Origin of the sequence: Paenibacillus sp. FSL R7-0216, from assembly GCF_037969915.1 — a bacterium.
GTDB lineage: Bacteria > Bacillota > Bacilli > Paenibacillales > Paenibacillaceae > Fontibacillus > Fontibacillus rhizolycopersici.
Genome location: NZ_CP150222.1, coordinates 2,921,333 through 2,936,741, shown reverse-complemented (window position 1 = coordinate 2,936,741; position 15,409 = coordinate 2,921,333). Strand labels below are relative to the sequence as shown.

The 15,409-nt window shown below is 53.1% G+C and carries 14 protein-coding genes; 9 read left to right on the top strand and 5 right to left on the bottom strand.

The window, feature by feature from the left end; genetic code table 11:
• Positions 1-7 precede the first annotated feature (7 nt).
• The 6 genes from MKZ15_RS13280 (at position 8) to MKZ15_RS13255 (ending at position 8,015) form a co-directional block, all read left to right on the top strand.
• Positions 8-994 carry an ABC transporter ATP-binding protein gene (locus MKZ15_RS13280; protein ID WP_339816495.1) on the top strand — a complete coding sequence of 329 codons (987 nt, stop codon included), beginning with the start codon at positions 8-10 and terminating at the stop codon, positions 992-994.
• Entirely contained in the window at positions 987-1,976 is a 990-nt protein-coding gene (locus tag MKZ15_RS13275; protein WP_213623017.1) for an ABC transporter permease, read from the top strand. Before MKZ15_RS13280 ends, MKZ15_RS13275 begins: the two co-directional genes overlap by 8 nt.
• A 74-nt stretch (positions 1,977-2,050) precedes the next feature.
• Entirely contained in the window at positions 2,051-4,036 is a 1,986-nt protein-coding gene (gene parE, locus MKZ15_RS13270; protein WP_339816494.1) for a DNA topoisomerase IV subunit B, read from the top strand.
• A gap of 13 nt (positions 4,037-4,049) precedes the next feature.
• Complete coding sequence (gene parC, locus MKZ15_RS13265; protein ID WP_213622885.1) at positions 4,050-6,497, top strand: DNA topoisomerase IV subunit A; 2,448 nt, start codon at positions 4,050-4,052, stop codon at positions 6,495-6,497.
• A gap of 187 nt (positions 6,498-6,684) precedes the next feature.
• Positions 6,685-7,134 (top strand): MarR family transcriptional regulator, encoded by a 450-nt coding sequence (locus tag MKZ15_RS13260; RefSeq protein WP_155608484.1) that lies wholly within the window; start codon positions 6,685-6,687, stop codon positions 7,132-7,134.
• A gap of 53 nt (positions 7,135-7,187) precedes the next feature.
• Positions 7,188-8,015, top strand: a complete 828-nt coding sequence (locus tag MKZ15_RS13255) for an NAD(P)H-binding protein (RefSeq protein ID WP_339816493.1) — start codon at positions 7,188-7,190, stop codon at positions 8,013-8,015.
• A gap of 11 nt (positions 8,016-8,026) precedes the next feature.
• On the opposite strand, the gene MKZ15_RS13250 is transcribed toward MKZ15_RS13255, so the two are convergent.
• Complete coding sequence (locus tag MKZ15_RS13250; RefSeq protein ID WP_213622888.1) at positions 8,027-8,902, bottom strand: LysR substrate-binding domain-containing protein; 876 nt, start codon at positions 8,900-8,902, stop codon at positions 8,027-8,029.
• Positions 8,903-9,058: 156 nt separating this feature from the next.
• Between MKZ15_RS13250 and MKZ15_RS13245 the strand changes: the two genes are divergently transcribed.
• Both MKZ15_RS13245 and MKZ15_RS13240 read left to right on the top strand, forming a co-directional pair.
• On the top strand, positions 9,059-10,126 hold the full coding sequence (locus MKZ15_RS13245; protein WP_339816492.1) for a branched-chain amino acid aminotransferase: 1,068 nt from the start codon (positions 9,059-9,061) through the stop codon (positions 10,124-10,126).
• A 119-nt stretch (positions 10,127-10,245) separates the two neighbouring features.
• Positions 10,246-10,656 carry a MarR family transcriptional regulator gene (locus MKZ15_RS13240; RefSeq protein WP_339816491.1) on the top strand — a complete coding sequence of 137 codons (411 nt, stop codon included), beginning with the start codon at positions 10,246-10,248 and terminating at the stop codon, positions 10,654-10,656.
• A gap of 67 nt (positions 10,657-10,723) precedes the next feature.
• Here MKZ15_RS13240 and MKZ15_RS13235 read toward each other — a convergent pair whose 3' ends face one another.
• From MKZ15_RS13235 to MKZ15_RS13225, 3 genes are all read right to left on the bottom strand, one after another.
• Entirely contained in the window at positions 10,724-11,494 is a 771-nt protein-coding gene (locus tag MKZ15_RS13235) for an RluA family pseudouridine synthase (RefSeq protein ID WP_339816490.1), read from the bottom strand.
• 3 nt (positions 11,495-11,497) lie between these two features.
• Positions 11,498-12,361 carry a class I SAM-dependent methyltransferase gene (locus MKZ15_RS13230; protein ID WP_155608478.1) on the bottom strand — a complete coding sequence of 288 codons (864 nt, stop codon included), beginning with the start codon at positions 12,359-12,361 and terminating at the stop codon, positions 11,498-11,500.
• A 140-nt stretch (positions 12,362-12,501) separates the two neighbouring features.
• Positions 12,502-13,341 carry a GNAT family N-acetyltransferase gene (locus MKZ15_RS13225; protein WP_339816489.1) on the bottom strand — a complete coding sequence of 280 codons (840 nt, stop codon included), beginning with the start codon at positions 13,339-13,341 and terminating at the stop codon, positions 12,502-12,504.
• Between the two features lie 148 nt (positions 13,342-13,489).
• Between MKZ15_RS13225 and MKZ15_RS13220 the strand changes: the two genes are divergently transcribed.
• Entirely contained in the window at positions 13,490-14,266 is a 777-nt protein-coding gene (locus MKZ15_RS13220) for an ABC transporter ATP-binding protein (protein WP_155608476.1), read from the top strand.
• Between the two features lie 3 nt (positions 14,267-14,269).
• Here MKZ15_RS13220 and MKZ15_RS13215 read toward each other — a convergent pair whose 3' ends face one another.
• Entirely contained in the window at positions 14,270-15,397 is a 1,128-nt protein-coding gene (locus tag MKZ15_RS13215) for an endospore germination permease (protein WP_339816488.1), read from the bottom strand.
• Positions 15,398-15,409: the final 12 nt, after the last annotated feature.

Sequence of the window (15,409 nt, the reverse complement as noted above, 5' to 3'; positions counted from 1 at the left end):
GACGGCGATGGGGATACGGCAGCCGATGAATGCCGAACAACGCCAACCTGTATTGAAGGTACAGGGGCTCAAGAAGAAAATCGGCCGAAAGTGGATCGTACACGAAGTGAATTTCGAGGTGTATGCCGGGGAGATTTTCGGGTTCCTGGGACCTAACGGGGCCGGTAAAACGACGACGATCCGCATGCTCGTTGACCTGATTCGCCCAACGGCCGGTCAAGTGAACATTTGTGGATACGATGTGCAGCGGGAACCGGAGCTGGCGTTGCGTTGCGTGGGATCGATCGTAGAGAATCCCGAGGTTTACAGCTATTTGACCGGACGGGAGAACCTCGAGCATTTTGCCCGGATGATCCCGGGCATCGATGCAAATCGGATTGAGGAAGTCGTTCATATGGTGGGGCTGACGGGCCGAATTGACGATAAGGTTAAAACCTATTCGTTAGGGATGAGACAGCGGCTGGGGATCGCTCAGGCGTTGTTAGGACGACCGAAGCTGCTAATCCTTGACGAACCAACGAATGGTCTCGATCCCAAGGGCATTAAAGAGATGCGCGGGTTTATCCGCCGGTTGGCAGAGGAAGGCATGGCCGTATTCGTATCGAGCCATCAACTTAGCGAAATTCAGCTGTTATGCGACCGAGTGGCAATTATCGGGCGTGGACGCATATTGGCCGTCGGCCAAGTTGACGAACTGATTCAAGCGAACATGAGTTATGTGATATGGGAACTGGAACCCCGGGAGCCCGGAGAGCGGCTGCTTCGTTCGGCATCCGGGGTCAGCGTGGTGAGCGAAGCTGGAAACGTGCTGGACGATACGATCATGGCGGGGATCCAGGGCCAAGCGATTGTAACCCAAATGCAACCGGAATTAATCGCTGACCTCGTGGGTCGCCTGGTGCGGGAGGGGGTCCGGGTGGAAGCCGTCCAGAAAGTCAGTCCGACACTTGAACAGCTGTTCCTGGAGATGACGGAAGGTGAAAGCATTGAATAACATTTTGCCTTTAGTAAAAAATGAAACGATCAAGATGATCAAGAAGAAACGCTTTTATGTCATCTTGCTTGTTCTAATCGTGCTGGTGCCGATGTTTGCTTACGCCCAGCTGCGGCAGGCCGAGGACAAACGGGAGAAGTTCGGTACCGACTGGCGCCGGGAGGTTCAGCAAGCGATCACGGACAACCAAAATTCGCTGGGCAGCGACCGGGTACCGGAAGAATGGAAGAAATACCGCCAAATTTATATTCAGCAGATGAAATATTATTTGGAACATGACGTGAATCCGAAGGAGCCGGGCGGCGTTTCGTTTACTCGGGAGTTCTTAGATAACGCGGCCACGTTGTTCATTCCGCTGTTAATCATGGGTGTGGGCTCGGATATCGTGTCTTCGGAGCGGACGGGGGGAACCGTCAAAATGCTGCTTACGCGGCCGATTAGACGGTGGAAAATCCTGTTGAGCAAGCTGTTGACCTTGCTGATGTTCGTGTCCTTAATCATCTTATCAACCTGTTTGATTTGTTATTTGATATCGGGTTTATTTTTCGGTTACCGCGGATGGACGATGCCGGTATTTACCGGGTTCCAGCTCAGAGGGGCGGAAGTGGATATCTCGGGCGTGCACGCAGTGCCGCAATGGCAGTATATCTTCATGCAGGCCGGACTGATTTGGTTTGTCAGCGTTGTGGTCGCCGCACTGGCTTTCATGGTGTCCGTGCTCGTGCGCAGCACGTCGGCAAGCATTGTCATCATGATGGCGACGCTGATCGCCGGCAATATTTTGACGAATATGGCTTCCTCCTGGACGAGCGCCAAATACCTGTTCATGGTGAACTTGGGTTTAACGAATTATTTAGCAGGTACTCCGGCGCCAATCGAGGGGATGACGCTGGGCTTTTCGCTGGCTGTGCTGGCGGTTTGGGGGGCTTGCTCGCTAATCGTTTCATTCCTTGTCTTTACGAAACAAGATATTTTGAATTAAAATGGACAAAGGCACCAAAACATCTGTTCGTTTACATACAGAGGTTTACTACAAGAAATAAAGGGGGAGCATGAATGGCCGAACAAATCGATTTGTTCGAGGACGTACCCGGCACAAGTTCCGGAAGCTCGTCTTCGGGTTACGACGCGGACGACATTCAAGTGCTCGAGGGGCTTGTCGCGGTACGCAAACGGCCAGGGATGTATATTGGCAGTACGAGCTCGTCGGGACTTCATCATCTGGTTTGGGAGATCGTAGATAATGCCGTCGACGAGCATCTGGCAAAGTACTGCTCCAAAATCGACATTACGCTGAATAAGGACGGATCGGTCACCGTAATCGACAACGGCCGGGGAATTCCAATCGGGATGCACAAAACCGGCATTCCGACGCCGCAGGTCGTATTTACGATTCTGCACGCAGGCGGTAAATTCGGTGGATCGGGTTACAAGAAATCAGGCGGTTTGCACGGCGTTGGCGCCTCGGTGACCAATGCACTGTCCGAGTGGCTGGAGGTTCACATCTACCTGAACGGGAAAATCCATCGGATGCGCTTCGAATATTGGGTCGACGACAAAGGTATTGAACACGTCGGCGAACCGGTCACTGGACTTGAGGTCATCGGCAATACGAATAAGACCGGAACGAAGGTCACGTTTAAACCGGATATTCGCGTGTTTTCCGGTGGTATCGGATTAAACTATGATACGCTCGCGGAACGTTTACAGGAGATCGCTTTTCTGAATTCGGGCCTGAAGGTGACCTTGAAGGACGAGCGGACCGACCGTTTCGACGAGTTTTTTTACGAGGGCGGAGCCAGTCAGTTCGTTCAGTTTCTCAATGATGGGAAGGACGTACTGCATGACGTCGTCCATTTCTATGCGGAGCGGGAAGATATCGAGGTGGAGGTTGCGCTGCAGTACAATGCAGGCTATACCGAAACCCTAGTCTCCTTCGTTAACTCCATTCCAACTCGCGGCGGGGGAACGCATGAAACCGGATTCAAGACGGCATATACCCGGGTGATGAACGAGTATGCCCGGAAGAACGGCATCCTCAAGGAGAAGGAGAAGAACCTCGAAGGCAATGATTTGCGCGAAGGGATGATGGCTGTCATCAGCGTCAAGATGTCCGAGGTCGAGTTTGTGGGACAAACGAAGGACCAGCTGGGGAGTGCGTCCGCGCGCAGCGCCGTGGAATCGGTCGTTGGGGATAAGATGGCGGTGTTTCTGGAAGAGAACCCGCAGGTCGCCCAAACGTTGATTAAGAAGGCGGTACAAGCCTCTAAAGCGCGGGAGGCCGCCCGCAAAGCCCGCGACGAAATGCGCACGGGCAAGAAACGGAGCGAAAGCTCAAACCTCGGCGGTAAGCTGACGCCGGCACAATCGAAGGATTTCTCGCGAACCGAGCTATTTATCGTGGAAGGCGATTCTGCCGGAGGTTCGGCGAAGCAGGGGCGCGATTCGAAGATCCAGGCGATTCTGCCGCTGAAGGGTAAGCCGATGAATCCGGAGAAAGCGAAGCTCGCCGATATTCTGAAGAACGACGAGTACCGGGCCATCATTTCGGCGATCGGTGCTGGCATCGGGCCGGAATTCGCCGTTGAGGACAGCAATTTTTCCAAAATTATCATTATGACCGACGCGGATACGGACGGCGCGCACATCCAGGTGCTGCTGCTGACGTTCTTCTACCGTTACATGAAGCCATTGATTGATGCGGGACGGGTTTATATCGCTCAGCCACCTTTGTACAAGATCACCCGTCGATCCGGCAAGCTGGAAACGGTGAGATATGCCTGGAGTGACGAGCAACTGCAGAACTACCTGAAGGAATTCGGTAAGAATTTCGAGCTGCAGCGCTACAAAGGTTTAGGGGAAATGAATCCCGAGCAGCTGTGGGAAACGACGATGAATCCGGAAACGCGGACCATGCTGCAGGTGCAGATCGAAGACGCCGCCAAAGCCGAACGCCGCGTGTCTACGCTGATGGGGGACAAGGTCGATCCGCGCAAGCGCTGGATCGTGGAAAACGTGGATTTCACGGAGTTTGAGGAATAGAAGGTGAATTGATGTGAGCATGCTGGAAAACTTTTTGCCGGCGTTTCTGGAAGAGGTTGTAGGTGACCGCTTTGGCCGGTATTCCAAATACATTATTCAAGACCGGGCGATTCCCGATATTCGCGACGGGTTGAAGCCGGTGCAACGGCGGATTTTGTACGCGATGTACGATTCCGGCAATACGCCGGACAAGCCGTACCGGAAGTCGGCCAAAACCGTCGGGGACGTCATGGGGAACTATCATCCGCACGGGGACTCTTCGATTTACGAGGGTATGGTGCGGATGGCGCAACCGTGGAAGATGGGTCATACGCTGGTCGACGGCCACGGCAACTGGGGCTCGCAGGACGATGACCCGGCGGCAGCAATGCGGTATACCGAAGCTCGCCTGTCGGCGATCGCGATGGAGCTGCTGCGCGACATTGAGAAACGAACCGTACCGTTCAAAGACAACTTCGACAACACAGCGAAGGAGCCTGTGGTGCTGCCGGCACGATTTCCGAACCTGCTGGTCAATGGCGCCAGCGGGATCTCGGCCGGATTTGCGACGGAAATTCCGCCGCATAATCTGCGCGAGGTGATCGATGCTTGTATCGCTTTGATGGAGAAACCCGAAATGACGTTGGAGGAAATTCGCTTGTTCGTCAAAGGACCGGATTTTCCAACGGGCGGGATCATCATGGGCGAGGAAGGCATTCAGGAAGCTTATCAGTCCGGCAAAGGCCGAATTTATCTGCGGTCGAAGACGGAGATCGAGACGCTCCGCGGCGGGAAACAGCAGATCGTGATCACCGAAATTCCGTATCAGGTGGTTAAATCCCGTTTGGTTACGGCCATGGAAAACATCCGTCTGGAGAAAAAGGTGGACGGAATCGCCGAGGTCCGCGACGAAAGCGGCCGGAACGGCCTGCGTATCGTTGTTGAGCTGAAGAAGGATGCGGATGCCCAGGGGATTTTAGCGTATTTGCTAAAGAAAACCGATCTTCAAGTCACGTACAACTTCAATATGGTGGCGATCGTCAACAAAGCGCCGCGCTTATTGGGCCTCAAAGCGATGCTCGAAGCCTACATTGCCCATCAACGTGAAGTTGTCACGTACCGGACGCAATATGAGCTGGAGAAGCTGGAGGACCGCGCTCACGTATTGGAGGGCCTAGTTAAAGCGCTCAACATCTTGGATGAGGTCATCGCGGCGATCAAAGCCTCCAAGAACCGCCAGGATGCGCAAAACAACCTGCAATGGATGTTTGGTTTCACCGAACGCCAAGCGGATGCCATCTTGACGTTGCAGCTGTATCGGTTGACGAATCTCGAAATCACGACGCTGCAAAAAGAGATGGAGGACATCCAGAAGAAAATCACGGTTCTGCGCGGCATACTGGAAAGCGATAAGAAACTGATTGCTTTGATCAAAAAAGAGCTGATCGAAATCCGCGACAAATACGGAATTGACCGCCGCTCGCACATTCAAGACGAGGTTGAGGAGCTTAAAGTGAACCTCGAGGTTCTCGTTGCCCAGGAGGATGTGCTGGTCACGATCTCGCATGAAGGGTACATCAAACGCACCAGCATGCTGTCCTTTACTAGATCCGGCGGGGAGCGGGATGGCTCAGGGGTCAAAGAAGGCGACTACATCAAGCATCTGCTGGAGCTGGATACGCTGCAGAACCTGCTGATCTTTACGCAGCGGGGACAGTATTTCCTCTTGCCGGTGCACCAGATTCCGGAGTTCAAGTGGAAGGACAACGGAACGGCGATCGTCAACGTGATCCCGCTCGCCAAAGAGGACCGGATTATCAGCGTTATTCCGGTGAAAAGCTTCGACGAGAATCCGGAGCTTAGTCTGGTGTTCGTCACGAAGAACGGTCAGGTGAAGCGGACGGAATTGAAGGAGTACGAGACGAAGCGTTCCGGAGCCATCGCCGCTTGCAAGGTCGGCGACGGCGACGTGGTGCTGAGCGTCACAGTCAGCCGAAGCAATCAAGAGATCCTGATGCTGACGAAACAGGGAATGGCGATCCGGTTTGCTGAAAGCGAAGTGAACCCAATGGGTCGCGTGTCCGCAGGGGTACGCGGGATCAACCTGAAGGAAGACGACGAGGTTGTCGCCGCACTCTGGGTCGAAGGGGAAGAAGGCGAAGTTCTCGTCGTGTCGGATCTGGCTTACGGCAAACGCAGCCTGCTGCTGGATTACCCGCTCCAAAGCCGAGGCGGCAAAGGCGTACAGTCCTTTGAGTTTAAGGAAGGCAAACGCGTCAAGCCGAACGGCAGCCGTCTGATCGGCGGGATTCGCTGCAAAGAGCCGGTGCTCTTGCAGGCGGTTACGAAAGATGGAAAAATGCACGCATTCAGCTCGGAAGAGGCTCCGTTAGCCGATCGGAAATCGATCGGAAAAGCGCTGATGCATCTCGAGAAGAACGACGGAGTCACCGAGCTTCTGCTCAAAAGCAAATCAGAATAAGTAGAAGTCCCGCGAAAGGCGCGTAAGCGATTTGGCGGGACTTTTTTCTAGTGTTTGGAGAGCAACATAACCAGAGCTGGCTACAAAAGAAGACTTAAAATTAATGATCCCCTTGATTTATGGGGGAGTTCTTGATTATATTAGTTAAGTGCTTAATTAAACAGCTTGAGATTGAGGAGTGCGTTTAATGGAAGAATTGCAGGATTACGTAATACAACAAACGTTGCCTATGCAGGTATTCTTCACTCTTGTGGAAGCGACCGCGAAGCTGGTAGAGGTATCGGAAAAATACTGGCACTCCATCGGACAGAATGGTGCCAGAGTCCGCATCCTGGTCGAAATCATGAAGGAGGGAGGGCAACTGCTTCCTTCCTTGCTCGCTCAAAAGATCGGTGTCACGAAAGCAAACATCAGCCTTTTGCTCACCCCTTTAGAAAAGGATGGATTGATTCGCCGGACCAGCCATCCGACCGATGGTCGCAAGTCAGTTATTTCGATCACGATCGAAGGCCAGTCGTTTCTGCTGAATCATTTGCCAGGCAACCGCAGTACTGTCACTGAGAAGCTAAAGGTGCTTACGGATGACGAACTGAAACAACTCGCAGGTTTGCTAAATAAGTTGAAAAACCAAGTGTAATTCATAATGAGCGTATAGTTAAGTTCTTAATTAAATGTACAGGGAGGTTTATTATGTCAATTGCCATTACCGGAGCGTCCGGGAAGTTAGGAAAACTGATCTTAAAGTATTTGCGTCAGCAGGCGACAAACGAGCCCATAATCGCTTGCGTGCGCAAGCCGGAAGGCGCAACTGACTATGAGGAGTTGGGCGTTGAGGTGCGCTATTGCGATTATGATGTACCCGGAAGCCTGACCCCTGCATTTACCGGCGTGGATAAGCTGCTACTGATCTCTGGCTCGGACATCGATGATATTGTTCGCCTTTGCCAGCATACCCAAGTTGTCGAGGCAGCCAAACGGGCAGGGGTAAAACATCTATCCTATACGGGCTTTGCGTTTCCCGGAACCGTTCAAGTTCCACCCGTGCCTCTGCATTTGGCTACAGAGCAAGCTATTATAACTTCGGGGATTCCATATACCTTCTTCAGGAATGCTCTTTATGCCGACCTAACGTCCCAGTTCGGGCTCGACTCGGCCATCCGAACGGGAGAACTGACCACATTCCCAGGAGAATGGCGCTTTAATACCGTTACACGTGAGGATTTAGCAAAGGCCATCTCTTCCGTTTTAGGCTCTCGCCCGGCCCCGCACCATGTAAATCGGATTTACGAGCTAACGGCCCCTAGGTTCTGGACTTTTCAGAATTTGGCGGAAGCTTTGTCTGAGATATCGGGTAAAAACGTCGTTCATCGCGAAGATCCGCAGATCCAGAGCTGGATTTATGGGTATTTAAGCAAACTGAATACGACTTCCACCACAGAGGATTTAGAGACGTTGATCGGCGGCCCCGCAACCTCCCTTAAAGAAAGCATTCTACCGCTTATTGAATGGAAAAAATGAGATATGCTATCCTATTCCGTCAAATGCCGGATAAACGCCTGAAGCGTAGGGTCCATAAACGTACTGCTGCGGTACACCAACCCGACATTTTTACGTGGAACGGGCTCCGCCAGCGGGACAACGGTGATCTCACCGCGGCGGTTCGCTCCAGCCAGCGTCTGGGCATAGGAGGCAGGGAGCACGGTTCCCCCGACATGGTGAAGAACCATCTGTACCTGCGATTCCATCGTCGATAGTTCCATGACGGGCCGAATCTCGATGCCTTGTTCGGCGCAGGCCGTATCGAGCAATTGCCGAACGTAAAACTTCGGAGGAAATAAGACGAGCGGCAGCCGAGCCAACTGTTCCAGTGTGACCTCAGGCAATTCTGCGTAGGCGTGCAGGCTGGAGACAGCGAATACTAACTCTTCGTCATAGAGTGGACGGCTGATGATTTGCTCGTCCTGAAGCGGCAGGAACACGACGCCGAGATCCAGCTGGTTGGCGAGCAGTCCGGCTCGCGTTTCCTCGGTAGCCAACTCGAGCACTGTCAACGCAATGCCAGGATGCTGGCGGTGGAAAGAGATCAGCTTGCTTTCCAGCAAGTGATTGCCGGAGCAGCCGATGCGGAGCTGGCCCCGCTGCACGCCGCTTATCTGGCCGATCTCCAGCTTGGCCTGCTCCACTTCATAGACGACCCGGCGGGCATGCTCCAGGAGGATGGAACCCGCTTGGGTTAGGTAGTTTTTTTTGCCGATGCGGCTGATCAGCGCAGTTCCGAGCTCTTGCTCCAGCAAGCGAATCTGGTGGCTAAGTGTGGGCTGGGTAATTCCGAGTCTTTCTGCGGCTTTGGTGAAATGCAAATCCTCACCGACCGCAATGAAATATTCCAGCAAGCGATGCTCCATTCCGGATCCCCTCCGTATCTTTTCATAGATATTGTCAATGATTATAATCGAAACTATGTTATTGATCAATGAACTTAGAATCGGTATAGTGAGAGACAGGGAATCAATTGATTCGTACGATTCGTAAAACCGATATTGGAAAAGAGGAACTGAACCATGGAAAAATGGCCAATCACGTTAACTAGCACCAAAAAAATGAAGCCTGAAGCCGATCGTTTGGGCTTTGGAAAGTATTTTACCGATCATATGCTGCTGATGGATTACACGGCAGGTCAGGGATGGCATGATCCGCGTATCGTTCCTTATGGTCCGATCTCGCTGGATCCATCGGCGATGGTGTTCCATTACGGGCAAGAGGTTTTTGAAGGGATGAAGGCGTACCGGACGCCGCAGGGAGAACTTGTGCTGTTCCGTCCCGACATGAATTTACGTCGGTTGAACCAGTCGTGCGCTCGCATCGGCATTCCTCAGGTCGATCCGGAGGAAGTGCTTGAGGGGATTAACCGCCTCCTCTTACTGGAGGAGGCGTGGATGCCGGAAGGTGAAGGCAATTCCATGTACATCCGTCCCTTTATCATCGCTACCGAGGCGGGGCTTGGTGTGCGGGCGGCCCAAGAGTACCGTTTGATTGTCATATTATCGCCGGTTGGGGCGTATTACCCGGAAGGCATTCACCCGGTCCGCATTTATGTAGAGGATCGTTATGTTCGGGCAGTGCGCGGCGGTACAGGGGAGGCGAAAACCTCCGGGAATTATGCGGCGGGGATCAAGGCACAGGAAGACGTCAAATCGCTTGGCTTCTCCCAGGTGCTTTGGCTCGATGGAATCGAGAAACGGTATATCGAAGAAGTTGGCAGCATGAACGTGTTCTTTAAGATTGACGGAGAAGTCATCACCCCTGAGCTCAATGGGAGCATTCTGGCCGGCGTGACGCGCGATTCGGTTATCCGTTTGCTTCGCGAATGGGGCGTACCGGTTACGGAACGTCGGATTTCCGTGGCAGAGCTGTTCGAGGCCCATCAGGAAGGTCGGCTCGAGGAAGCGTTCGGAACCGGCACCGCAGCGGTTATCTCCCCGATTGGCAGCATGAAATGGGAAGAGCGCGATATTGAAATTGCCGGCGGAGAAACCGGGGCGTTGTCTGCCAAGCTTTACGACACGCTGACAGGAATTCAACGCGGAGAACGTGAAGATTTGTTCGGCTGGCGGTATTCCGTTCAATAAATCTTCAGGGTCATCTCCTACCAGCCATCAATCACTGGATTATTGCGCAAAGCGAGCAGGAATTTGCAAAGGAAGCAGCGAATGATTTAAGTGGTGATGTAAGGCAAGGAGGGATAAGATTGCATACCGCTGAATTTGCCAGATTGCTTGATCTCATCGTGAAGGATTATCAGGCCCACATGGAAGAGGAGCTGGCTCCAACGCTGACGACTTCGCAATTAACCGTTCTGGAGCTGCTGGAGCAGCAGGGCAATCTGAAGCCGTCCGATTTGATCCCGTTTCTCTCCACAACGCCGGCCGCAGTGACGATGCTGCTTGACCGGATGGAGCGGGGGGATTTGATCCGCCGCGATCGGGACGAAAACGACCGCCGCAACGTATGGGTGTCGATTACTGATAAAGGACAAACGGAAGTACAACGGGGCATCGCGGTTCGCAACGCATATTTAAGCGGGGTATTGGACCGAATCTCCACCCATAATCAACAACTGTTGGTTTTTTTGCTGGGCAAAATCTCCGGAACGAAATAAGAAGCGGTGTCAAAAAAAAGGGGCGGGACGCTAGGGGGTTGAAATCAACCCTAGGCATCCCGCCTTTTTACAATTCCATTCCGTTCTCCCCGGCTTGCAGCAAGGCTGCGAGGCGGGTATACATTCTATCCTCCCATAAATTCCAGGGATACGAGTGTGGCGGGAGGGAGACCAGATCAACCGGCTCCTTGGTTACGGGGTGCGGAAAACCGACATACAGTGACCATAGGGCGATTTGTTGACCCGGTTTGTTCACTGCCGCACCATATTTCTGGTCGCCGTAGAGGGGACAACCGATGCGGTTCATTTGCACACGAATCTGGTGCGGGCGTCCGGTATGCAGCTCCACTTGTACGAGGCTCAACCCTTCTGACGTAGAACTACCGAGCACCCGGTAATCCAACCGGGCCTCCTTAGCGCCCGGCGTCCCGGCGGGGACGACAGCCACCATGTTGGTGCGTTCATCCTTGAGCAGCGTATCGTTCAATCGGCCTTGTGGCTGCGGTGTTGTTCCGTGCACAACGGCGACATACGTTTTGCTGAACCGGCGGCTGCGCACCGTCTCGGCCAACCGCGAAGCGGCTTTCGACGTCTTGGCGAAGATCATCGCCCCGCCGACAGGGCGGTCCAATCGGTGCACGAGTCCAAGATACACGTTGCCGGGCTTGCCGTATCGCTCCTTGATATCCGCCTTCAACAGATTCAGCAGATCGGGGTCGCCGCTGGCATCCTCTTGGGTCGGGATGTTCACCGGCTTCTCAATGCCGAGCAGGTGGTTATCCTCATAAAGGATCGCCATCGCCGGCTGTCCCGAGGTCCGCTTGGCTCCGGAATCCATACGTTATTCCTCCCAGCGTCCGAGAATACCGCAAGGAAGGTGAAGCCCCGAACGGGTGATCGGCAGTCCCAATTCGCCAGCGGAGATCCGTCCGCCGTACCGCTTCTTAACCGTCATCGATAGCATGTTGTTCAGTACGGTCGGAGAAATGCCGGTCGTATAGGAGTTAATCAGGAAAAAGAGCGGCTTGTCCGACAGAATGGACAAACAAGACTCCACAAACGGGTAGAGGCTTGTTTCCAGCTTCCACATCTCCCCGCCAGGGCCGCGCCCGTATGAAGGAGGGTCCATGATGATGGCGTCGTAGCGGTTGCCGCGCCGCTGCTCCCGCTGCACGAATTTGAACACGTCGTCCGTGATGAAGCGCACGGGGCGGTCCGCCAACCCGGAGAGCGCCAGGTTCTCTTTGGCCCACTGGACCATTCCCTTAGCGGCGTCGACGTGGACGACGGAAGCGCCGGCTGAAGCCGCGGCCACGGTTGCGCCGCCGGTATAAGCGAACAGGTTCAGCACCTGGATCGGACGTCCGGCACCGGCGATCTTGTCCATCATCCAGCGCCAGTTGGCCGCTTGTTCCGGAAACAATCCCGTATGCTTGAAATTCGTCGGGTGAATATAAAATTTCAGCCGGTCATAAGAAATCGTCCAGCGATCGGGGATTTGCTTCTTCATTTCCCACTGCCCGCCACCGGAGGAGCTACGGTGGTAATGACCGTGCACTTCGCGCCAATTGCGATCCTCATCGGCAATCGGCCAGATGATCTGCGGGTCGGGGCGGCGCAAAATGACGTCCCCCCAGCGCTCGAGTTTCTCCCCGTTTCCGGTATCCATGATTTCATAATCCTGCCAATCATTTGCTACGTACATGCGTTGATCCTTCCTTCCGCCGCTCATGCGGCCTGCCGTTCAGGCATATCCATTAGTTCTGTTGATTCGGTAGTTATTGTACCTTATTTTTCTATTTGCATGCCACCTTCTTGGCTGCGATCTGCATCGTATCTCACGAGTTATCGCAAATAGGCATAATAATCCTGAGATCGGCAGACCCGAAACCCGGCTTGTTCGTACAGTTTCATGGCTTGGGGATTGTTTAGTGCCACTTCAAGCCATATCTCGTGATCGCCGGCTCTTTCGCGATCAATGACCTGACGCAGGGCGGAGCTGCCGATGCCTTGTCCCCGGCGCGATGAAGATACAACAAACCCGTAAATCCATGCTTCTCTATTACGGCGGGAAACGCGGATTTTGCCGACTGATTCCCCCTTATGTACAATCAATTCATTCTGCTCGATTTCATGCTTGTTCAATGTCTCATAAAACAGCCGTGTTTCCTCTGCGGTCAGCCCGAACCCTTCCTGGTCAAGGCGAGCAAGCAGCGGTCGATCCGCATCCAGGGCTTGACGGAGAGTGACGTGAACGTCACGTGGGGGCTGGCTCGCTAAAACTGCCTCCAAGCCGTATTTCATTTGGTATTCGCTGAAGTCGAAACGGCAAGGGTAATCCGCTAAGAATTTCTTGGCTGTTTCTGAGTTGCCGGGAGCATTCAGCAATATCGTCGAATACGAAACCACGGTATCGGAATTTAGTCCGCGACGCAGTAATGAGGTGAATAGACCTTGTCCGCGATATTTCGGATGAACCATGCCGCAGACCTCCAGCGTGTTTCCGAACGGATAAAGACCCAAGAAGGCGACCAACTGGCCGTCTCGGAACTCCACCAGCTCTGCTGCGCTGTCTTCCGAACGAGAGTGGAGCGTATCCCAATTCAGCTTCAGGGCAATCCCATCGTGCTCCTCAACAAGGTGTTGGAGAGTTTCGACGTTGGCCCAAGTCCATGTCGGTTTCAAGATGCCTCACTTCCTTTCACTAGTATTCTAGTCGATCGGAAGAGAATTGGCACTAGAAATCATACAGCGTCCGCCTGCGCTTGACAAACCGCGGAGACAGGCGTAGCTTGAGATTACTGCAAACCTACTTATTTTCGGAGGTACTCGAATGAACATCATTGAGATGAACCAGGTAACTTGGTTCCGGGAAGGGAAAGCGGTTTTGAACGGCATTGATTGGACGGTACGGGAAGGAGAGCACTGGGCCATGCTCGGATTAAACGGCTCCGGCAAAACAACTCTCCTTAACATGCTTAGTGGATATCTCTGGCCGACGTCCGGCGAAATTCGCGTGCTGGGAAACCGGTTTGGCGAAGTGGATTTGCGGGAGCTGCGTAAAACGATCGGGTGGGTTAGTTCTTCGATGCAGTCCAAGCTGCACGGGGAGCAAAAGGCCGAAGATCTTGTGGTGAGCGGCAAGTTCGCTTCGATCGGACTTTACGAGAAACCAAAGCCTGAGGATTATGACCGGGCCGATGCCTTGATGAATCAACTGCGATGCAGCCATCTGCATGGCCGCACCTATCAGACCTGCTCCCAAGGCGAGCAGCAAAAGCTGTTGATCGCCCGGGCATTGATGGCATCGCCAAAATTGCTTATTTTAGATGAGGCGACGAACGGGTTGGATTTCATCTCCAGGGAAGGGCTGCTTGCCAGCATCGCAAACCTGGCTGCCGAGCCCGATACGCCGCATATGTTGTATGTGACGCACCATACTGAGGAAATATTGCCGATATTCAGCCATACACTGCTGCTTCGCCGAGGTGAGGTATACGCGCAAGGGAAAACAGCCGAAGTCCTGAACGAAACGGGGTTGTCCGACTTTTTTGAGACTCCGGTTGCCTTGCGTTGGAACCAGGAAAGGGCTTGGCTGTCGACGAAATAAGTCTTAACCCGCTGAACTTTTCTCGGCGGGTTTCTTTGCTTTTGACCCCGAAGATGGGGAACGAACGGTACTCATCAACCAGTAAATCGCTGGGATCAGAAATTCGGCAAAATACATGAGCGGTGCGCAATCCCAGGATAGGAATAGAAAAATTTCCTGCGGGTTTCGGGCGATAGCCAAGGAGAACACGGAAACAAAGGCTACCACCGGCAGGGTGAAAGGCTTATGATCCTTGACGCCAGTCAGCTGGGAGAGGCAAATGACCGCCGTAAATACAATAAATGAGATTTTTACAAAGATGCTAGTTAACCATAAGATGATAAGAATCGGGTCCATCGTTTCGATAAACGAGCCGACGCGAATGAAACGAACGAGTTCCATGTCAGGGTACAGCAGGTTGGCTCCCAGGTTTGGCCCAAACGTCAACAGTACCGGGATGAGGTGCAACAGGATAAACAGCAACGAGATCCCGGTTGCCCAAAAGAGAGAGTGATACACCATTTTAGGCGCTTTTAAATAAGGAAACAACAGAAACAGAAAAGCCATTTCTCCAAAAATGGCTAACGTTTCATAGACACTGGACCACATCTCATTCACCGATAAATGAGTGATTAAGGCGGTGAACATATCCGTTTCCATCTCCTGAAACCCGATAAACGGAATCAAGAAGAAGGCGACCGCAAAGATGAGAAAGAATCCCTCGGCCGTCCGAAAGATCGTCGAGATGCCGCAGCGTACGGCGTAGGTGACACATACTCCGAAAATGGCCGCAATCGCCCAGCTCGGTGTACCGATTAAATACTCCGATACTAAAAAATCGCTGAGTTCTCTTAGATCCAAAGCGGCAAGAAAGAGATGGGTCAACAGAAGATAGAGGATGAAAATGAAATGAAGGGGGCGCCCTACCAATTTGCTCCCGTATCGTACGAGGAACTCGTCGGGACGGGAAGAGCCGACCTTGTATGCCGGGTAGGTTAACAACAGGCCAAGCAGTCCGCCTACTAGAACCGCGACAGGGGTGGAATATTTACTCCCCCCGATTAGCATCCCCGTATAAAAGGCGATAACCGTGGTGAATATCTGCAAGCTGTAAAGCGCGAAAATCTGGTTGGATGTAATATTTTTGAGCATGCGATCCGCCTC